Below are 20,563 nucleotides of genomic sequence, written 5' to 3' on the forward strand. Positions count from 1 at the left end.
CAACATCGGGCGACAGCCTGGCAGCAGCAGATTGAAGCTAGCCGATCAACAATGCGGCTCTCTTCGCAAACCCTACCGGAGCAAAAAATGCAGTCTTTTCGATTGCTGGGAATTGGTCTCGCCTGCGCAGTTCTGGCTGCCTGCGAAGACAAAGCCGAAGTGGCGCCGCCGCCGCAGCAGGTCCGCGTCGTTGCGGCGTCGCAGGCTCAGTATCAGCCGGGTGCGGAAATCACCGGCGAGGTGAAGGCAAGAGTTCAGACCGAACTTTCCTTTCGCGTCAGCGGCCGGGTTCTGGAGAGAAGGGTCGACGTCGGATCGCATGTTCACGCCGGCGACGTTCTGGCGCGGCTCAATGATACCGAACAACAGGCGGACGTCAGCGTCGCCCGCGCGGCACTGGAGTCGGCGCAGGCCGTCGTCACACAGAAGACGCTGGCGTTCGATCGAGCAAAGTCGCTCCTGCAGTCGCAGGCTGTTCCACGGGCCGTCTTTGACGATGCACAGAAGGAGCTGCTGAGTGCACAGGCTTCTCTCGAGGCCGCCGAGGCGGCGCTCGCCACGGCTGAGGACGCGCTCTCCTACACCGAGTTGAAAGCGTCTGCAGACGGCATCATCACGGCGCGCGGCGTGGAAGCTGGGCAGGTGGTGTCGGCGGCGCAGTCGGCCTTCACGCTCGCCCATGACGGACCGCGGGATGCGGTGTTCGACGTCTTTGAGGCATTCTTTCTCGATGGCCGGCCGCTTGATGACGTCGAGGTCGCACCGGTCTCCGACCCGTCGCACGACGTCCACGCCAACATCCGCGAGGTCTCGCCCGTCATAGACGCCAAGGCCGGCACGATCCGCATAAAGTTGGGGCTCCAGGACGGCGCGCCGTGGCCGCTCGGAACGCCTGTCGTCGGCAAGCTGCGCGCCCCACCGCGCGACGGAATCGTTCTGCCCTATACCGCGATCGCATCAGCCCAAGGCGAACCTGCCGTGTGGCTCGTCAACACCCAAAACCGTTCCGTTTCGCTCCGGAAAATTTCGGTCGACCGGTACCGCCAGAGCGATTTCGTCGCCACCGGCGGCGTCGCCGCGCAAGACCTGATCGTCACCGAAGGCGGAAAGTTTCTCAAGGAAGGCCAGGCAGTCGCCTGGGAAGGCAAGTGAGATGACCCTCAATCGCATATGCGCCTCTCTCCCGCTTCTTCTGTCAGTGTCGCTGCTTGCAAGCTGCGATCAGAACTCCGTCGCAGGGCAGGAGCCGGCTCCCCGTCCAGTCAAAGTTGTCATGGCTGCGGCCGAACAGGACAAAATCGCAAGCTTGCCAGGCGTGGTTCGGGCCCGCATCGAGACCGACCTGGCATTTCGGACGCTCGGGCGAATGGTGTCTCGCAAGGTCGAGGTCGGCGACCTTGTGCACAAGGGTGATGTCCTGGCGGAAATCGACCCCCTCACTCTGCAGCTCGCAGTCAAGAGCGCGCAAGCCGAACTGCGCAATGCCCAGGCGCAGTTTGAGAATGCCACGACGACCGAATTGCGCAAGCGAAAGCTTGTGCAGAACAGCGCAGCAAGCATTGCGGATCATGATCTTGCCGAACAGCAACTCAAGTCGGCTGCTGCCAATGTCGCGAAAGCGACGGCCAGCCTTGCGAAGTCGCACGAGCAGCTAGGCTACGCCCAGCTGAGGGCCGAGTTCGACGGTGTCGTGACCGCTACATCCGCGGAAACGGGCCAGACGATTTCGGCGGGCCAGCCAATCTTGAAACTGGCGCGCCTCGAGCAGCGCGACGTGATCGTCGACGTGCCCGAAGCGCAGTTCAATCGTGTTCGCCTGGACGACCGCTTCAACGTCGACCTCCAGCTCGACAACAGAATCCAGGCCACTGGCGTGGTCCGCGAAATCGCGCCGCAGGCCGATCCCAATACTCGCACCTATCGGCTGAAGATCGGGATCGATCGGGCCCCCGATATCTTCCGCCTTGGCGCCGTTGTTACAGCGACGCCGCTTGTCGCAGACAAGAAGAACGCGATCACGCTGCCGCTCTCCGCCATTCGCCATGAAGAGGGCACCAGCCAGGTATGGGTGGTGGATCGCGCCACGTCCCAGGTCGCCCTGAGGCCGGTTGAACTCGATGGCCCGGCGTCGCCCCCCCGTTCCGTCCTCGTTCAAGCGGGCCTTCGGGAAGGGGAAGAGATCGTCATCGCCGGAGTCGATGAACTTACCGATGGACAGAAAGTGCAATTCAGCCAGGAGCCACGCCCGTGAACAAATTCAACCTTTCTGACTGGGCGCTCAAGCATCGCTCTCTCGTCTGGTATTTCATGATCATGTTCGCGGTGGCGGGCGCCTTTGCCTATCTTGGGCTCGGCCGCGAAGAAGATCCATCCTTCACGATCAAGACGATGGTGATCCAGGCCCAGTGGCCAGGCGCTTCTGCCCAGGAGGTGACGCAGCAGGTTACCGACCGCATCGAAAAGAAGCTGCAGGAACTCGACAATCTCGAACATACACGCAGCATCACCACCGCCGGTCAGACGATCGTCTTCGTCGACCTGTTGCCGGACACCAACGCGCGCGATGTAAAGCCCACCTGGTCGCGCGTCCGCAACCTGATCGACGACATCAAGCGCGAATTCCCTCAAGGCGTAGTCGGACCCTTCTTCGACGACCAGTTCGGCGACGTCTATGGCAACATCTTTGCCTTTACGGGTGACAGCGGACTGAGCCAGAGGGAACTGCGCGATTTCGCCGAGAACGCCCGAACGCAGATCCTCAAGATCCCCGACGTCGGCAAGGTCGACATCGTCGGGGCGCAGGACGAGGTGATCTACCTCGAATTCTCCACCCGCAAGATCGCCGCCCTCGGCATCGACCGCTCGGCTATCATCGCCACGCTGCAGGCGCAAAACGCGGTCACCCAGTCCGGTTTTGTCGAAACCGGGCCCGAGCGCGTCGCCTTGCGGGTCGGCGGACGGTTCATTTCCGAGGACACGTTGCGTGGGATCAATCTTCGGGTAAACGACCGCTTCTTCCCGCTGACCGACGTCGCAACGATCACCCGTGGCTACGTCGACCCGCCGACTTCGCTCTTCCGCTTCAACGGAAAGCCCGCCATCGGGCTCGCGATTGGCATGAAGACCGGGGGCAACCTGCTCGCGTTTGGGGAAACGCTCGAAAAGACGATGGGTGACATCATCCATAAGCTTCCAGTGGGCGTCTCCGTCGAAAAAGTCTCCGACCAGCCGAAGGTAGTTGACGAAGCAGTCGGCGGCTTTACGAAAGCCCTGTTTGAGGCAGTCGCGATCGTGCTCGCGATCAGCTTCATCAGCCTCGGGATGAGGGCCGGCCTGGTGGTGGCGATCGCGATCCCGCTCGTTCTCGCCATCACCTTCATGGTCATGTTCTACACCGGCATCTCGCTGCAGCGCATCGCGCTCGGCCTCCTCGTCGACGACGCCATGATCGCCGTCGAGATGATGGTTGCACGGCTGGAAGCGGGCGACAGTCTCACGAAGGCCGCCACCTACGTCTACACATCGACGGCCTTTCCGATGCTGACCGGTACTCTGGTTACGGTTGCGGGCTTCATCCCCGTCGCGTTCAACAAGAGCAATGCCGGCGAGTTCACCTTCACGCTCTTTGTCGTCATCGCGGTTTCGCTGGTCGTTTCATGGGTGGTCGCGGTCGTGTTCACGCCGCTGATCGGGGTAACCATTCTACCGAAGTCGATGAAGAAGCATGCGGAGCACAAGGGGCGCTTCGCGAAGGCGTTTTCAAGGCTGCTGCAATTCTGCCTGCGTTGGCGCTGGATGACGATCGTCGCTACGGTTCTTCTCTTCGCCGGATCGGTCGTCGGTCTGTCGATGGTACAACAGCAGTTTTTCCCGAGTTCCGACCGCCCAGAACTGATCGTCGACTGGAACCTGCCGCAGAACAGTTCGATCGCGGAAACGAGCCGCCAGATGGCCCAGTTCGAGCATGAGATGCTGGCCGGTAACCCTGGCGTCGAGCATTGGTCGACATATGTTGGCAGGGGTGCGCCGCGCTTCGTTCTTTCCTTCGACGTGCAGCCGGCTGACGTTTCCTTCGGCCAGACGATTATTGTCACAAAGGGACTGGACGTTCGCGACAAGTTGAAGCGGCAGATGGAAGCCTACCTTCAGAAGACCTTTCCGGGAACGGACGCCTACGTGAAGCTTCTTGACATCGGCCCCCCCGTTGGCAAGCCGATCCAGTACCGTGTGTCCGGCGAAAACCTGCAGACGGTGCGCGACCTGGCACAGAAGCTGGGCTCGATCGTCGGCACCTATCCTTCCCTCAGGAACATTGCCTTCGACTGGAACGAGCCGGCCCGTGTCGTCAAGATAGACGTGCTGCAGGACAAGGCCCGGCAACTTGGCGTCTCGTCCCAGGATATCGCAATGGCGCTTAACACCGTCGTTCAGGGAAATGCCGTAACTCAGGTCCGCGACGACATCTACCTGGTCGATGTCATCGGGCGTGCGGCGGAAAAGGAGCGCGGCTCGATCGACACCCTGCTTGACCTGCAACTGCAAAGCAGCAGCGGTCAATCCGTCCCGCTGTCATCGGTCGCAACCTTCCATTACGAGCTCGAACAGCCGACGATCTGGCGGCGCGACAGAATTGCAACCATCACGATCAAGGCCGGGATCGGTGACGCGACGCAGCCGGCGACCGTTGTAAAAGCACTCTCCGACAAGATTTCGGCCTTCGAAAAGACCATGCCGGCGGGGTATTCGGTCAAGGTCGGCGGCGCGGTCGAGGAGAGCGCCAAGTCGCAGGGCCCGATCGCCAAGGTGGCACCAGCCATGTTCGTCATCATGGCTACGCTCTTGATGATCCAGCTTCAGAGCTTCCACAGGCTGTTCCTGGTCTTCTCGGTGGCGCCGCTCGCCCTCATCGGCGTCGTCGTGGCGTTGCTCGCCAGCAACTCGCCATTGGGGTTCGTCGCACTCCTGGGCGTCCTCGCGCTGGTCGGCATCCTCATCCGCAACTCCGTAATCCTGATCGTCCAGATCGAGGAACTGCGGGCAGAGGGGATGTCGGCGTGGAAGGCGGTGGTGGAGGCGACCGAGCACCGCATGCGGCCGATCATGCTCACTGCTGCGGCCGCAACGCTCGCCCTGGTCCCGATCTCGCATGAGATTTTCTGGGGTCCCATGGCGTATGCCATGATGGGTGGGATCGTCGTCGGCACGGCGCTGACACTTCTCTTCCTGCCGGCGCTCTACGTCGCCTGGTTCCGAATTCCCCGCGAAGTCGAGCAGAACTGAGATGACCATACCGCTCTCATTCCCTGGGCGCATTGCTCAGGGCCTCACCAGGTTTGGGTTCGCCAAGGCGATCGCTGCCCGCTCGGGCCGAGTCGTCCCGGTCCTTGTTGCCCTGTCACTCGTTACATCGGGTTGCGCCAACAGGGTGCAGGATGTCCTTCAACCTCTCGCCGTGACCCCAACCGGCACGAGCCATGTCACCATGCTCGTCGCCACGACACGCAAGCCTTCGGAGGATCCCGGCAAACTCTTTTCCGGCGACCGCGGGACGGCGATCTCCCTTAATAGCGTCGATGTATCCATCCCCGCCGATCGCAACCGCAGGATCGGAGAGGTGCAATGGCCGTCCCGCATGCCGCCAAATCCGCAAAAGGAGTTCGCGGTCACGCAGGTCGCCAAGGTGCAATCTGAGGGCCAGGCTTTTGCTTGGTACAGGAAGAACCGAAATGCGAAGCATCAGGTCGTCATTTTCGTGCATGGCTTCAACAACACCTACGCCGATGCCGTCTTCCGCTTCGCGCAAATCGTCCATGACTCGGGAACTGACGCCGCACCGATCCTCTTCACCTGGCCATCAAGGGGCCGTGTCTTCGATTACCTCTACGACAAGGAGAGCGCCAACTATTCGCGTCGCGCTCTGGAGGATCTGATCCTCCAGGCTGTGAACAGTCCCGACGTCTCCGATGTGACGATCCTCGCCCATTCCATGGGCGGCTGGCTTGCGGCCGAGGCGCTGCGCGGCGTCGCCATGCGCGAGAAATCAATCCCGACGAAGGTGAAGAACGTTGTTCTCGCATCGCCGGACATCGATATCGACGTGTTCCGTCGCCAGTTCACCGAGATGGGGCCGAAGCGGCCACACTTTGTGATCCTGACATCGACACGTGACAAGGCTCTGGAGATGTCGAGCTGGTTATCGGGTGGCGTCAGCCGCGTCGGCGGGTCCGATCTCAGACCCTACGCGCCTCTTCTCGACCAACTCGGCGTTTCGGTTATCGACACCAGCGCCATCGCAACGAACGACCCGCTCGGCCACAATGCCTTCGCCGACAGTCCTGAGATCGTGCGCCTGCTCGGGCGGCGGCTGGCAGGGCAGAGCCTCGAGGGTGGAAAGGCAAGCGTTACCGATCAGATCGGGATGACGGCTGCCAATTTCGCCGGGTCGGCAGCGCGCGTAGCCGTTGCTGCTCCAGTCGCGGTCATCAGCCCGGAGGCGCGAGAAATCCTGAAGCGGGAGCTCTCCTCGAACGGGGGAAAGATGGTGGATGGTCAGATTGCGTACTGATCGTGACCCCTCGATCAGAGCGGTCTGAGGCCCGTCCAGAATGCGGACTAGATAGGAATGGCAAATGGAAGTTGGCACGACTGTAAAAAGCCAGCCGCGAGCTGATTACATCTCCTCGATCATCCAAGCCGGCACGGCAGCGTGCCGGCTGTACGGGCCCTCGAAAACAAACGTCGTCGATATCGCTCGACTGCTCGGGAAGTCGCCGGCAAGTGTGTACAAAACCTTCCCATCCAAGGCGGCAATTTGGGATGCCGTCGCCGAGAAGTTCTTCGAAACCGATCTCACCTTCACGCCCCCTGCCGACGGCGAACTCACCAGTGCGGCGAGCCGCCTGAAAGAAACTGCGCTCGGACAACACCGCCTGATGCTGCAGGCCCGTCAGGGCGATGGCCAAATGTTCCACCTCGTTGTTCTCGCCACAGAAGGCAGTTGGCCGTCGTTCAGAGACCATCTGAAGCGACTTAAGGCGAATGTCGGGGAGCTCGTGTGCGCGGGCATCGCGACCGATGAGTTCGTTCCGAGGAATGTCGACGCGGCCGCATCCTGCTTTTGCGCCTCGATCATCTCCCTGTGGGATCCGAGGATTATTCGAGCACTGCCTTCGAGCGACTGCGAGCTATCAGCTCATGAACTCGCTTCCTTCGCAGTTGCAGGTCTTTGCCAGGCTCCCGCGGCGGCAGACGTCGAGGGACACATTACCGCAGGATGCTAGTCGGCGCGGTGTCAGGCCGCTTCTGTCGCATTACACCAAAGCTGAGCAAGCCAAGCGGACTAAGCGCCGTAACGATCATCACGTAAGTCCGTAAACAGGTAGTGATTTGAGCAGCGCGTCGCCCACCCGCAGGCAAACCCGATCGTGATGTTGTCGAACACGGTCGGGCCGAGAACGGCGCCCAGTCCGACGCCGATCCCCATACCTCGAACCATCGTTCGTTATGGTTCTTGGCCGCCTTCGCGTACGGTGGGTACCTTCGGGTCGGTTTCAACTTCGCCAGGAGTAAAAAAAGTCAAATACGCTACAGCAAGAATGACCGCGGTGACGAATATCGTCAGCACGAACTTGATCATCCCTCCGCTGGCTTTTTGTTCTGTTTCGGTCATGCCGAGTACAACATGGATTAGGCGTCGAAGTTCCCCCGCCGGGCATACTTCGCGATTGCCAAGGGGTGATCCTTGCAGCCGAAGCAAAGTATTTCATCGCAATTCCCGATCCGCGCTCTATTTCTACCTTCAGAAGGAGCATCGACGTGGAAAAACTCAGAGAATTTGCTTCAAGCACGAATGGCGATCAGTGGTTTCTTGGCTTCGACACTGCCACCGACAGAGAAGTAGTCGTTCACCGCGGCAATCCATCGTCAGGTGGCCATGAAACGACAATCCCTGTGAATTCGTTTTTGAATCAGCGGCCGTTTGGCCCGGAACATCAGGCTTTGAACTCGTTACTTGCGGATCGAAGAGCATCCGAGATCGAAGAGACCCCTGCCAAACTGGTCTAGCCCGTGGGAGGATGCCCACCGAAGCCCCAAGAAGCCCCAACTTCTCTAGTGCTTGAGGCCGTATGCGTAAGCAGCGGCCTTTTTGCTTGTCAGGGAGTCTTCTCCTCGACTGGTCACCGGTCCACGCGCAAAAAGCAGGAAACCGCACGATGAAGGAATGCGCCTATTCTCCTTCGGCTCCCAAGCCCTTTGGGCCTGTGAGTTGGCGTAAGTCTTCACCGAGAGATCTAACCGCATCCATTGTCACAGCCAGCGCCGACATGATCATTGCTACGTCATGGTCCTTACCCGCCTGCGACAGCTCGTAGGATCTGGTCTGTAGCTGGTGGCTGATTGAGGTGAGCTGTGCAAAAGTTTCTTCGTTCATGTTAATCCTCCGAAGGTTTAAAGCCCCTGTGGAGGTTTTCGTTCCCAACATTCAAAGGCATCTGCTGGGCCGTGGCGAAGAAGAGCCCACTGGCGCAGAAAGGACCGATTGAAACAGTCTTGATTGTGCGTCGTGGATGGCCGCCGAAAGCCGCCCGCTCAGATCGTACCATGTCGATCAAAGCACCGTGGGATGAGGCGTAACACTCCATCAACGCAGCCATCACCGGCTTCAGGTCTTCTTGGGCTCTTCTCTTTCCAAACCTTCACGACTGTTCTATCGACCTGAGCGTCACAAGGTAGGTTCTCCTGCGGGATGTTCCGCCGAGAGTGAAGATTTGGCAGGTTCCAGGCGACGCGCGCAGCAGTATCCATAGCTCATGGGCACCACCTTGCATTGCGTTAGTCCACGGGGGAGGCGTCGATTTCAAGATCGGGCTCGGCGCGCCTGGATCAGAGAGGATATGACCGCCGCGACGACATCATCGATATCGCCCGATCGCTGTTGCGACCGGGCAGGTGATGAGGAAAGGGGCCGACCATGAATCGCGAGGATAGCGACGGTGGCGAGCTCGGGCTCAAAGCGGAACACGATGGCGCGGGGCAGTCGGTCCCGCTTGCGCCAACGCGCAAGCTCCTGCGGCTGCCCTTCCTCGCGCCCCTCGTGTGACGCGAATTCCCGCTTTCCCGCACTTCTGGTGCGGCCGCTTTGCTGAAAGCTCCGATACGCTTCATTGTTTTCGAACTAGGGTAGATCAGATGATCTTTGCCTCTTACAATCTGGGAGTGCAAGGTGATTAAGGCGACTTGAGGGTCCCCCAACGGCCTCGTAATTTGCGCAGGGCACATTTTGGCAGCCACCCCTCGATCAGTGCAGGATTGCGCCAGAACAGGGTGGACGTCTATTCAAGAAGGTTGTGCAACGTAAGAAGAATTTCGAACCAAGGTCCGTGTTGTAAGCGCTCTGGTTGTGCTATCTGACTCTTGGTAGAAAAAACGAAAGGCACTGGTCGCCGATATCAAACGTGCGCGGACGACGCTTACCGACTCGCGTTCGCGGACAGTTTTTGACTCCTAGAGAGCATACAAAGACGCACGAGTGGAGTTCGAGCCAGGCTCGTGACCATCGGCAGTGTGACGGCACCGGAAAACACATTCACCGTCCATTGATTTCAGCGCGCTTGGCTATACAACTTGGAACACAGGCACCTATTTGGTCGCAGAGCATAGATCGGATGGAACATTCCAAGGCGGCGAAGAAGTTGAACCAGCACCAAGCCAACGAAGAGCAGCGGTATCGGCTTCTTGTCGAAGCGATCACCGACTACGCGATCTACATGCTTGACCCAGAAGGCATGATCACGAGTTGGAATCCCGGTGCAGAGCGCCTCAAGGGGTATAGCGAAAAGGAGATCGTCGGCCGCCACTTCTCGACCTTCTACACCGAGGACGATCGAGCCGATGGCCTACCAGCACGGGCTCTTCAAATTGCGCAACTGGAGGGGCGTTTCGAGCGCGAGGGCTGGCGCCTTCGAAAGGACGGCACGCGCTTCTGGGCGAACGTCATCATCGATCCGATCCGCGACGCCCAAGGTAGTCTCATCGGCTTTGCGAAAATCACACGCGACATCAGCGAAAAAAGGGCCGCTCAGGAGGCAATCTTCCAGGCCCAGAAGATGGAGGCTGTCGGTCAGCTCACCGGTGGGCTGGCGCATGACTTCAACAACCTCCTGATGGCAATTCTGGGCAGCCTGGAAATCGCCCATAAGCGCGCTGTACGCAAGGACGTCATCGACCTCATCGAAAATGCCATCCAGGGCGCTCAGCGAGGAGCGGCCCTTACGCAGCGCCTGCTGGCATTTTCGCGCAGGCAGGAACTTCAGCTTCGTCCCGTCAATGTCGCCGAGCTGGTCGACGGCATGGTCGAAATGATGCAGCGCACGATCGGGCCCGGCATTGTGATCGAGACTGACCTTTCGGCGGATCTTCCGGAGGCAAGAACCGACGCCAACCAGCTTGAGAGCGCACTTCTCAATCTTGTCGTAAATGCGCGTGACGCAATGGCAGGCCAAGGACGGATAGCTATCACCGCGCGAACGGAGGCGGTGTCCGAGAGCCAAGATCCTGAGCTTGCCGCGGGTAGCTATGTCTGTCTGGCAGTTCGGGATCAGGGTGAAGGTATGGACCCACAGACCCTGGCCAGCGCGATTACACCGTTCTTCACGACCAAAGGCGTCGGGAAGGGGACTGGGCTCGGATTGCCGATGGTCCACGGCCTGATGGCGCAGTCGGGCGGCAAGCTGTTTCTCCGATCGAAGCAAGGCGCCGGAACTACAGCGGAGCTCTGGATTCCCGTTTCAGATGAAACCGATGCCGAAACTGTCCCCGCGCAGGAAGTCCCATCCTCAGAATCGGAGGAGCTCCACCCGATGACGGTGCTGGTCGTCGACGATGACGGGTTGGTCCTAATGAACACCGTTCTATTGCTTGAAGACCTCGGCATGGAGACGATGCAGGCTTCGTCCGGCGAGGAGGCGCTTTCCGTCCTCGAGGCAGGCCCGCTTCCCGACGTCGTCATTAGCGACCATGCGATGCCACAGATGACGGGTGCACGCCTCTATCAAGAAATTCGCCGCCGCTTTCCCGCGCTTCCCGTCGTTCTGGCTACCGGCTACGCGGAGTTGCCGAGCGGTGCCGAGGATGTTTCCGGAGCGATCCGGCTATCAAAACCTTTTAGTCAGGATCAGTTGTCGCGAGCCTTGGCGGAAGCCGACAGAAAACGAGAAAGCCGGACCTAAGACTTTCAAAGCAAGCACTATCGGTTGAGACGGTGGCTTTCAGGCAATCCCCGACAAGTCCTACCGAACGCCGAAGCGCCGAACCTGCCGATAAAGCCGAGAGCCGAATTTGCGGGTGGAACTGGAGAGTGGACGATAGATGTCGGACCTGATCAACGCCAATGCAATTTGGTATTCCGTATCGTCAACCATATTTTAGCTGACCGCAACTTTGCATTGTCGACGGATAGCATGGAGGCGTGGCACGACCATGAGCCTGGCAAACGCTGCAGCGGCCAGATCCGCAAACGCCTAGATAGGCCGGCTCCGCCGCCTTTCCCCTCCAGCAAGAACCTCGTGCACGTCCTGGATCGCCCTTTCGTAGAACCGAATCCCGACGTCTGTTGGCGACAGCCCGGTGCGTCGAGCGTACGAGCAGCCGCACCTGCAGACGGTCCTCCGGCTGGCCGGCGGACATGAGGCCGATGCGTCCTGGTGTCATTGATGTTTTGACAAACGCAAATATAACTGAAACGACGCTCATGAGCGAGGAGGCACGGTCCAACTGGGTCCGCGCTATTTGGTTTCGAAAGAAGAGATATGCCGAAACAGAAGAAGCCTGCCGTTGTTAGCACAGGCATTACGGGTCTGGACGAAATCCTGCGTGGCGGGCTTCCGGCGTCCAATCTCTACATGATTCAAGGCGCGCCTGGCTCCGGCAAGACAACGGCTGCCCTCCAGTTCTTACGGGCGGGGGTTGAGGCTGGTGAAAGCTGCATCTATGTGACCCTCTCGCAGACAGCTGCCGAACTCGAGGCGATCGCTGCGTCGCATGGTTGGACGCTCGATGGTATTCGAGTGGAAGAATTGACAACCTCAGGCAGCATTAACGAAGCGGATGAACAGAGCATTTTCTTGACCTCTGACTTGCGGCTTGACGAAACACGCAAGGCAATCGAGGCGGCCATTGATAAGCATAAGCCCCGTCGACTCGTCTATGATTCCCTTCTCGAAATCCGACTGATCACCGGCGATTCTCCACGGTTTCGTCGTGAATTGATCGCCTTCAAAACCTTCCTGGCCAAGCGAAACGTGGTCGCGCTGTTACTCGACACGCAGACGCCTGGGTTCGATCGCAACGGCGAGGAGGTGGAAGGGTTGGCGCACGGCGTCATTCGATTTGACAAAGCGCTCGAAGAATACGGTGGTGTGCGCCGTCGCATCGAAGTATCCAAGCTGCGCGGCGTTCCGGTCGCTGACGGATACCATGATATGGCCATTCGGCAGGGAGAGGGCGTTGTGGTGTTTCCCCGGATCATGCCGAGCACGGGATTGGAAAACACCAAGCCGCAACTGATCAAGTCCGGCGTCGCGGCTCTCGACGACATGTTTGGCGGGGGCCAGGAGGCCGGCACCACGACGCTTGTTATCGGCCAGTCCGGCACCGGCAAGTCGACAATGTCATCTCTTTATGCCACCGCCGCGCTTGAACGCGGCGAGAGTGTCGCGCTGTTCCTGTTCGAAGAGCGCTTGGAAACCTTCTTCCGTCGTTCCGAAGGCCTGGGGATGGAGCTGCGGCAGTTTCACAAAGACGGAAAGCTAATCCTGCGGGATTTCAACCCGAACGAAATCTCACCCGGCGAATTCGGCCGAATCGTCCAGGATGCGGTCACTGAGAACAAGGTCCGTGTCGTTGTCATCGATAGCCTAACCGGGTATCTAAACTCTCTGCCGCATCGGGAAAAAGCAGTGCGCGACATCCAGTCGCTTCTGAAATTCCTGGCTCGGTCCGGCGTGCTGACGATGTTGATTGTCGCTCAGCATGGCTTGCTCGGTCAAAACGTTGGTATTGACGTCGATGTCAGCTTTCTGGGCGACACCGTTCTGCTTTTGCGGATCATTGAGCACGAAGTACGGCTGCGCCGAAGCATCACGGTCGTAAAAAAACGGCATGGCCCGCATGACCTCAACGTTCAGGAGTTACTGATCGAGAGCGGAAGCGTCAGCGTCGTCGCCTATAATCCGCTTCCTGATCCGAAATGAGCGGACATCCGTGCGAAAGTGAAATTGATTGGGTGCTCGTTCTCGCCCCTTTCCGCAAGGACGCCGATTATATTGCTGCCTTGCTTCGGGAGCAAAGGGTCGAGGTGGTGGCGTTACGCGGAAGCGAAGATGTCGCCCATCACCTCGCTATGTCGCCGGGCGTTATCGTCATCGCCCACGAAGCGCTGAACCCACAGATCGTGGCAAGCATCAGTGAACATCTCGCGGGGCAGCCCGACTGGTCAGAAGTTCCCATCCTGGTACTGCTTGAACGAGCCGCATCCATCGCCAAAATTCGCACTCAGCTTGAACGCGCATGGTCCGGTTCGCGCCTATTGTTTCATACCCGACCGATCGCTCAGCTGGAACTTGTCAACAGCATTCAGTCAAACCTGCTCGTCCGTTTGCGTCAGCGTCAGGTGCGCGATGCCATCGATCGTGAAAGAGAGCTGCGTCTCGAGCTCAATCATCGGATCAAGAACATCTTGGCAAGCGTCAGCTCCATCTTCCAGATGACGCAAAGAGGCGCGACCACCCTTGAGGGGCTTTCCTCGGAATTCAAGGGACGCCTTCAGGCATTGTCGGATGTGCACAGCGCGGTCTTCGAGGCAGGCGGGGAGGACGTCTTCCTCTCCTCTGTCGTCGAGCTGACGGTCGCGCCATACAACACCCGAACGAAGCGTCGGATCAACGTTCGAGGGCCCGAGATCGCGGTGGGGCGGGACGCGGCGACGACAATTGCTCTTTGTCTGCATGAGCTCATTACCAATGCTGTCAAATACGGAGCCCTCTCCAACGGGGAGGGGTCAGTAGACATCGTGTGGGACGTTTGCGAAACGGACGAGCCAGTGTTTTCACTGGATTGGGCGGAAAGCGACGGCCCCGAAGTCTCAGTGCCAAGCCGGCAAGGCTATGGCACGCGATATGTTCGCTCAGCACTCGGATCATTGTGCGGGTCGACGCCGGAGATCAGTTTCGCCCGTGGAGGTTTCAAATGCCATGTTTCCGGTCCACTGCGCCGGCTAGCCACATGGTAACCCGCTGTGCCGTATGTCCGGGAACGCAAGCGTCATAAACATCCAAATTTAACGTCTTCTTGTGGATCGTTCGTGTTCCGAGCGCGTTTACGGACTCTACGCCTATAGTAAAAAACTGAGCACAGCACCGTCGGAGTTTCGCATGGACTACAACGGGATCACTGTTCTGGTCGTGGAGGACGAAACACTTCTTCGCATGAACATAGCATTGTCGCTCGAACAAGAGGGTTTTCGCGTATACGAAGCCGAAAATGCTAATCAAGCGATCGCCGTCCTGGAGGCCCACGCGGAGATAGGGCTGATGTTTACGGACATCGATATGCCGGGAAGTATGGACGGGCTGAAGCTTGCGACCGCCGTTCGCAACAGATGGCCGCCGATCAAGATCATCGTGACTTCAGGTCATCGGGAGATGAGCGACAGGGTTCTTCCGGTAGAAGGAAGGTTTTTTGGAAAGCCATACAATCCTGCAATCGTCATGACGGCGATGAGAGAGATGGTGGCGTCGTCTTAAAAGCTCGAGTCCAGGACTCCGCCTCGCTTGCAGACAGCATCCTCGTCGCACGTCTTTCCCGGTGATGCTCAGCGGATTGCTCTTCGCGTCGACGGCGCAAACGGCGATCGGACTTACGGCAGGATCGGCGGTATATGATAGACGACGCAGTCGTATTTATTGTTCTGGCGGTGTTCTCGCATCTCGCCGCCATAGGCCTCTGCAATCCGCCTGCTGGCCAGATTTTCCTCGGCCACCGGATACTCGAAATACCGGACCGGATGCATCCTGCTCACCCACCTCGCCACGGCGCCGATCAGCTCGTGACCAAACCTTCTTCCATGCACGTCGCGGCGTAACCAGATTCCAAGCTCGGGTGTCCCGGATTGAAGGGCGTGTACGCCGAGAATGCCAAGGCACCGACCATCGTCGCGACCGCGGGGGACGAGCGTAAGCTCCGATCCTTCGTCCATAGCAGGTAGCCAGTTTTCCCACACTTCGGCAAAAGCCTCTTCGGTCGGAGGCGGTTCCCAGGCCGTGAACTGCGTGATCTCAGGCGAGATACAGGCAAATACCTCGCCTGCGTCCTCTGGTGCGAAGGGGCGGATGATCGTGCGTTCCGTCGGTATTTCGATGTCCCGCATTTGTCTTGTCCAGCGCGCTCGTAAGTTTTCTACCGGGCTGAATGCTACCTTAACCGGGTTAGCGCCGGTAGCAATTCGCAAAGATTCCCTTCGGTTGGCGCGGCTTGCCCCCTTTGACGATGATCGCTTTGAGTCAGCGTCATTCCGCAAGCGCTGGCCTGGCCGCGCCTTGATCACAATGCGTTAGAAAGTTTGGAGGCTCACCGCCATAACGGGACGTCGCCTCGCGCCAGAAAGCGGTGGAATTTTTTCCGATTTCTTTAATTGCGCTCGATAGGGTTTGCGAGATCAATTCCTTGGAGGTCTCATGGATTTCGGCGACTTCAAGACATATTCGTTCGCCGCGGCACCGGTAATCCTCTTCAGCGCACCGTTGACATACTGGCAACTTGCGAAAGACAAGTTCAGAGCCGGACAAACGTGGCTGATGATCAAGGTCCTGCTCATAGATGCGGCAATGACAGCATTCGGCGGATGCTCCTGGGGCGACGTGTCCACTACCAGCGACTCTGTGAAGGGACTTGCCGCCATGATCGGACTAGCGGGGTTGTTCCTTTCTTTCCTGTTGGTCCCCGTGCTTGGTGGTGGACTTCTAGGACAGGGGCTGGGTTGGGCATTTTGGCGGCTCACGAAGCAATTCCGATCTTGATGTCTTGGAAGGTAGCTTTTGGGCGGGTTGGAGCCTTTTTGGGCCCATATCATCCTGAGGGATAGTTCCACGGCAGAGGGCCCTCAATCTGGTTCTCTGCTCATGGTCGTTGATGATAGCTGTGAGCGTGGCGGTCAGGTTCAATGTGCCTTTGGCCCCATGTCCCGGCCCCCTTTGACTTGCACGCCGGCGCCTGCGGGTGCAAAATCACGCTTGGAGCGAAAAAGGGACGTCGCAGAAGCGTCCTGGAATCTGGCGTTACGGCGCCTGGTCCCCCGAACTCGATGAAGCTGCCGCATGTCGCGGCGGCCCGCGAGAAAGGGTGACCAGAATGTCCTCGCAATCCGTTTCCCGTTTCGTTGTCGTTCATGAAGACGACGTCGGCGTCAGCCATGGCGCCAATACCGCATTCCTCGAGTTCACTCGCCTTGGGCTCTGCACTGCCGGCTCGGTGATGGTGCCGTGCCCGTGGTTTGCGGAAATCGCTGCCATCGCCCGCGACAATCCGGAGCTCGATCTCGGCGTGCACCTGACCCTCAACTCGGACATGAAGCCCTATCGCTGGCGTCCATTGACCGGTGTATCGGATAAGGGCCTCACCGATGCGGACGGCTATTTCTGGGCCGAAGTGCCCGACGTGCGCCGCAACGCCGATCCGGCGGCGGTGGAGCGCGAGCTGCGCGCCCAGATCGACACCGCGCTTGCTGCGGGCATCGATGTGACCCACCTCGATTGCCATATGGGTACGGCGATGATGCCCGAGTTCGTTGCCGTCTACGAGCGGCTGGGGGCCGACTACCGCCTGCCGATCCTCATGATGAAAGACTACATGACGTTCTCCGTCATGGACTATGTCGGTCCCGTGACGACGACGGAATTCGACGCAGCATCGTGTCGGGCGCGGCGGCGCGGGAATCCGATTGTCGACTTGCAGCTAGAAACGCCCTGGGCGTGGCCGCAGGGCATCGAGGCGGCCTACCGCGACCTGTTCTCGCGCGTGCCCGAAGGCGTGAGCTGGCTTGCCCTGCATTTCAATGCACCCGGCGAGATCGAGCGCATGGCGAGCGATGCGGCCTTCCGGACAGGAGAATATGAGTTCTTCCGCAGCGGACGGGCCGCAGAGCTGATGGCCAAATACGGCATCGAGCCGGTGGGCGTGCGGGATTGGCGGGACCGGATGCGCGGATAGGAGACGTCCAGGCGTCCCGAGCCACTTAGCGCCAAAGCAATGTGCCGGGTCGGCGGCGGCGCCGCGAAATCGTGCTGCCCGGACCGGTCCCAGTCGGTCCGCCTTGGGCCTGAGCGTTTCTGAACTGATTTATCCGCATACTTCTACAGCGACCGGAGCGCCTCTGACATCGCCGTGCGACCGACATCGCGGTCGACGGGCACGTGACGTGCGGGCACTAATCCCGGACCCCTGTCGTCACCGTATCGATTGCATCTTCCGGCAGCGACAGATGTCCCTCCCCAGATTGGCACTTGTTGGTGAAGGTCGGGCTCCGGCTTTCTGCTCGGAGCCAGGGAAAATTATAAAACGCATTCGTCGCCGCGCCAGTTATTTGGCCGACTGTCAGCACGCCAAGCTTGATTTCCCGCCTCTTTCTCACCGGCGGAGAACATGCGCGATCCGCAGTCAGGGCAGGACGACGCTCGCATATCTCGCCGTATTGTCCTTTGCTCTGCTAGGGGTTTGCCGGCCAGACCGCGAGGTAGGTGAACGCAGATGGAGCTCAAGACACTCGACAAGAACAGTCGCCACCCGGGGCACGTGATCGCGGTTGAATCGTCGCGCTTCGTATAGCGACCACTTGTCGAGCATCGCGGGCCACGCGTTACGGAGACGATCTTGCCGTATCGAACGAGCTGCGTGGTTTCATGTTCGGCGTGCTCAGTTGCGGGTTGGCTTCACCTCGACGGTAAAGATGCGAAACTGTCCAGCCCATTGCTTTTTTTGGCTTGCGCGTCGATCTTTTTGCAGGCATCCCTGAACGGATCGCGCATCGGCACGAGTGGCGAAGCGCCAAGGAGGAGAAGCGCTTTCAAGTGTTTCCAGCCGCCTTCCTCGCCCAGCACCGGTGCATAGGATGTCATCGCGGCACGTTCCTCACCGTAGAGGCGCTTGTATTCCGCAAAATTGGAGAAGTCCTCGTGATTGCTCCCCAGGAGATGGAAGGTCTCGGCCGCGGCACCTTCGGCAAGGATGACTTCATGCGTATCGAGCAGAACGGCATAGTACTCGATCGACATGTTGTCGGCCGGAGTGACCGGTGCAATGGTCGTGCCGTTCACGAGATCCTTCACCCGGATCAGAACGCCGTTCAAAAACAGCGCATGGCCGGGCGATAGATAGAGATCGGAATGTGGCGTACGGCTATCCAGCGCATGGCGGGAAATCCGGATCGGCACGACGCCTTCATGCCAGCGTGCGCCACTCTTCTTGAAGACCTGGCGGCCGACCCATTTGATGGGACGGGCGCTCCCGTCCGGAAGGGCAACGCGATCGCCGACGCGCAGGTCCTCGACGGGCTTTTCACCGCAATCCGTGAGGATCGCCGTCCCACGCAGGAAACACTGCGGGCCACTGCCGCCGCCACCGCTTCCGCCAGAGCCTCCGTGCCCACCGGAGCCGCCGTGTCCGCCAGAGCCTCCATGTCCACCGGAGCCGCCCCGCCCCCACCGGCGCCCCAACGCATTCGCGGGAGAGGTGGAAATTGCCGTCGCCAATGCCGCAACGCCGGCAAGCCGGGCACCGGCCGCAGCGGCAACACCTAGAAAATGTCTGCGCGCGGTATTGCGTGGCAGATTTCTTTCTTTAAGGCATGTCATCTTGACGCTCCTCTGATTTGGCTTGGTGCCTACCAAGTGTTGTCGAAGCCCACGACCGTGGGTTTCCTTCCGACTTCGCCGAATAGACAGTCGTTTAGAATAATATTTTGAGGAGAACCGGCGTGGGACCAAGGTCTTACCCAGGGGCTATCAAAAAGTTCAGTGGCGCTTATCTCTATTGTTTGACTTGTTTTTCTCGGCCTCGGGCGATCTATTTAGAGCGTACTGACAGGCATGAGCCTGTCCCGTCCGGCGAGTTGCGCAGGTGGTGATCTTTCTCCTGACGGCGGATAATCGATGAGCTTTGAAGGACGCTAGACGTTCACGCCAACGGACTGAGTGCGCTTCATCACCGAAGATTGACGGCTACTGGCCCAATCGGGCGCTGTCGATAGTAGCTTGCGGCTCCGAGCGGCCAACCCGCTAGAATGGTCTCCACATCGGCCACCAAGCGTGTATATCGCACCTAACAGAAGCCATTGAGTTTCAGGATTTTATGAGCGTCAATCGTCGCACGAAGCGCCTCCTCTGACGCGCGGTCTCCATTGTTTGCGTCGGGATGGTGCATCTTGAGCTTCTGCTTGTAACGGCTTCTAATTTCATCCGGCGTAGCGTCCGGTGAGAGACCGAGCGTTTCGAATGCTTTTGCTTCCAGCACCTTAAGCTTGCGGGATTGAATGGCCGCTTTTGCCGCTCTGCCATGCGACGCGTTTTTTCGGGCATTGATCGTCTTCGCGGTCCCGGAGCGAATGGAGGAGGGGAGGGGCGTTTCAGAAGCGTGATTGACTCTAACGCCCCGGGTAGGGCGGCTGCCACTTGCCGCTTCGCGCTGATAGCGGGCCGTGACAGGGTTCGACAGTTTCGTCACGTAATTGTAGCCTTCGCTATACTCTTTCGCGTGGCTACGGCAAAACAGCAGGTACAGCCCCTCAGCATCCGCTCCCACGGGCGCGCGATGCGTGCCTTGTTTGTCGCATCCGTCCCATTGACATTTTGGGCCACTTGTTTCGCGATGGTCGGCCGGTTTCTTTCGCGTCGGTCTCAGGCCGACAAATATCTTTGAATCAGACGTCATGGCGCCTTATACGACCCTGCTGCCGGACACGACAAGACGGCTCACCACCCAAGATACCGGGCCCGCTATATCAGCGCACTTCCCTCAACAGCCTGCGCTCAGGCGTACACCGCGGATACACTCCAACCTTGCCCGCTTCGGCGGGCTTTTTAGGTGACTTGCTGGACGCGAGCCGAATTCGCAAAGCACATCGTGAATGCGCTGGATGAGGTATTATTTGAAGCTGTTTTGGAGGTATTTACACGGTCAATCCCTGTCCAGCGTCATGAATACGCCCCCACAGCCAATAGAGCTGCGCCGAGCGCGATAATGGCTAGGCCTGGCCAGTTTTTGGATATTCCGAGGTACCGGAGACCCTGGCGCCGTGGCTCTAGTGTGTTGCCGCCTTGCGGCGTTCGATGCGGATCACTGGGTCTTCGACCAAGTGCCGACGAAAAGAGAATAAGAAGTCCGCCGATTATGAGAGCGGCACCGATCAGAATCGCCCACATGGATGGCCTCCGCGTCTAGAATGTGGGTTAAACCAAATTCGAACTTGATCGTTCCGCCCTAGATCTGCTGGTGGGTCGATCTAGCGGGCACCAGA

General features: G+C 59.2%; 18 protein-coding genes. 12 read left to right on the plus strand and 6 right to left on the minus strand.

Annotation, left to right across the window (positions count from 1 at the left end; all coding sequences use genetic code 11):
- The first annotated feature begins 87 nt into the window (after window positions 1-87).
- The 5 genes from ACR9ZQ_RS02510 (at window position 88) to ACR9ZQ_RS02530 (ending at window position 7,280) form a co-directional block, all read left to right on the plus strand.
- On the plus strand, window positions 88-1,152 hold the full coding sequence (locus tag ACR9ZQ_RS02510; protein WP_481426760.1) for an efflux RND transporter periplasmic adaptor subunit: 1,065 nt from the start codon (window positions 88-90) through the stop codon (window positions 1,150-1,152).
- Between the two features lies 1 nt (window position 1,153).
- Window positions 1,154-2,251 carry an efflux RND transporter periplasmic adaptor subunit gene (locus ACR9ZQ_RS02515; RefSeq protein WP_481426761.1) on the plus strand — a complete coding sequence of 366 codons (1,098 nt, stop codon included), beginning with the start codon at window positions 1,154-1,156 and terminating at the stop codon, window positions 2,249-2,251.
- Entirely contained in the window at window positions 2,248-5,280 is a 3,033-nt protein-coding gene (locus tag ACR9ZQ_RS02520; RefSeq protein ID WP_481426762.1) for an efflux RND transporter permease subunit, read from the plus strand. Before ACR9ZQ_RS02515 ends, ACR9ZQ_RS02520 begins: the two co-directional genes overlap by 4 nt.
- A gap of 1 nt (window position 5,281) precedes the next feature.
- A complete protein-coding gene (locus ACR9ZQ_RS02525; RefSeq protein WP_481426763.1) occupies window positions 5,282-6,565 on the plus strand; it encodes an alpha/beta hydrolase in 1,284 nt (427 codons plus the stop codon).
- A 64-nt stretch (window positions 6,566-6,629) separates the two neighbouring features.
- Window positions 6,630-7,280, plus strand: coding sequence for a TetR family transcriptional regulator (locus tag ACR9ZQ_RS02530; RefSeq protein ID WP_481426764.1), 651 nt, complete (start codon window positions 6,630-6,632; stop codon window positions 7,278-7,280).
- 221 nt (window positions 7,281-7,501) lie between these two features.
- Here ACR9ZQ_RS02530 and ACR9ZQ_RS02535 read toward each other — a convergent pair whose 3' ends face one another.
- The gene (locus ACR9ZQ_RS02535) at window positions 7,502-7,669 is read right to left on the minus strand and encodes a hypothetical protein (RefSeq protein WP_481426765.1); all 168 of its coding nucleotides are present in this window, start codon (window positions 7,667-7,669) and stop codon (window positions 7,502-7,504) included.
- A gap of 146 nt (window positions 7,670-7,815) precedes the next feature.
- On the opposite strand from ACR9ZQ_RS02535, the gene ACR9ZQ_RS02540 reads away from it, so the two are divergent.
- Window positions 7,816-8,064, plus strand: coding sequence for a hypothetical protein (locus tag ACR9ZQ_RS02540; protein ID WP_162748115.1), 249 nt, complete (start codon window positions 7,816-7,818; stop codon window positions 8,062-8,064).
- A gap of 163 nt (window positions 8,065-8,227) precedes the next feature.
- On the opposite strand, the gene ACR9ZQ_RS02545 is transcribed toward ACR9ZQ_RS02540, so the two are convergent.
- On the minus strand, window positions 8,228-8,431 hold the full coding sequence (locus ACR9ZQ_RS02545) for a hypothetical protein (RefSeq protein ID WP_439019202.1): 204 nt from the start codon (window positions 8,429-8,431) through the stop codon (window positions 8,228-8,230).
- Window positions 8,432-9,665: 1,234 nt separating this feature from the next.
- On the opposite strand from ACR9ZQ_RS02545, the gene ACR9ZQ_RS02550 reads away from it, so the two are divergent.
- The 4 genes from ACR9ZQ_RS02550 (at window position 9,666) to ACR9ZQ_RS02565 (ending at window position 14,801) form a co-directional block, all read left to right on the plus strand.
- A complete protein-coding gene (locus ACR9ZQ_RS02550) occupies window positions 9,666-11,228 on the plus strand; it encodes a PAS domain-containing sensor histidine kinase (RefSeq protein WP_113324756.1) in 1,563 nt (520 codons plus the stop codon).
- Window positions 11,229-11,807: 579 nt separating this feature from the next.
- On the plus strand, window positions 11,808-13,250 hold the full coding sequence (locus ACR9ZQ_RS02555) for a DUF7125 family protein (protein WP_481426766.1): 1,443 nt from the start codon (window positions 11,808-11,810) through the stop codon (window positions 13,248-13,250).
- Entirely contained in the window at window positions 13,247-14,287 is a 1,041-nt protein-coding gene (locus tag ACR9ZQ_RS02560; RefSeq protein ID WP_481426767.1) for a sensor histidine kinase, read from the plus strand. Before ACR9ZQ_RS02555 ends, ACR9ZQ_RS02560 begins: the two co-directional genes overlap by 4 nt.
- A 142-nt stretch (window positions 14,288-14,429) precedes the next feature.
- Window positions 14,430-14,801, plus strand: a complete 372-nt coding sequence (locus ACR9ZQ_RS02565; RefSeq protein WP_481426768.1) for a response regulator — start codon at window positions 14,430-14,432, stop codon at window positions 14,799-14,801.
- 113 nt (window positions 14,802-14,914) lie between these two features.
- Here ACR9ZQ_RS02565 and ACR9ZQ_RS02570 read toward each other — a convergent pair whose 3' ends face one another.
- Window positions 14,915-15,424, minus strand: coding sequence for a GNAT family N-acetyltransferase (locus tag ACR9ZQ_RS02570; protein ID WP_113186299.1), 510 nt, complete (start codon window positions 15,422-15,424; stop codon window positions 14,915-14,917).
- Window positions 15,425-15,731: 307 nt separating this feature from the next.
- Between ACR9ZQ_RS02570 and ACR9ZQ_RS02575 the strand changes: the two genes are divergently transcribed.
- Together ACR9ZQ_RS02575 and ACR9ZQ_RS02580 are read left to right on the plus strand one after the other, a co-directional pair.
- Entirely contained in the window at window positions 15,732-16,073 is a 342-nt protein-coding gene (locus ACR9ZQ_RS02575) for a hypothetical protein (RefSeq protein ID WP_481426769.1), read from the plus strand.
- A gap of 331 nt (window positions 16,074-16,404) precedes the next feature.
- Entirely contained in the window at window positions 16,405-17,262 is an 858-nt protein-coding gene (locus ACR9ZQ_RS02580; RefSeq protein WP_481426770.1) for a polysaccharide deacetylase family protein, read from the plus strand.
- A gap of 719 nt (window positions 17,263-17,981) precedes the next feature.
- On the opposite strand, the gene ACR9ZQ_RS02585 is transcribed toward ACR9ZQ_RS02580, so the two are convergent.
- The 3 genes from ACR9ZQ_RS02585 to ACR9ZQ_RS02595 form a co-directional block, all read right to left on the minus strand.
- A complete protein-coding gene (locus tag ACR9ZQ_RS02585) occupies window positions 17,982-18,902 on the minus strand; it encodes a Hint domain-containing protein (RefSeq protein WP_481426771.1) in 921 nt (306 codons plus the stop codon).
- A 466-nt stretch (window positions 18,903-19,368) separates the two neighbouring features.
- On the minus strand, window positions 19,369-19,977 hold the full coding sequence (locus ACR9ZQ_RS02590; protein WP_477924218.1) for a J domain-containing protein: 609 nt from the start codon (window positions 19,975-19,977) through the stop codon (window positions 19,369-19,371).
- A 263-nt stretch (window positions 19,978-20,240) separates the two neighbouring features.
- Window positions 20,241-20,468, minus strand: a complete 228-nt coding sequence (locus ACR9ZQ_RS02595) for a hypothetical protein (protein WP_113186294.1) — start codon at window positions 20,466-20,468, stop codon at window positions 20,241-20,243.
- Between the last annotated feature and the right edge of the window lie 95 nt (window positions 20,469-20,563).

This window comes from Rhizobium sp. KNZ14-9A (genome assembly GCF_056755015.1).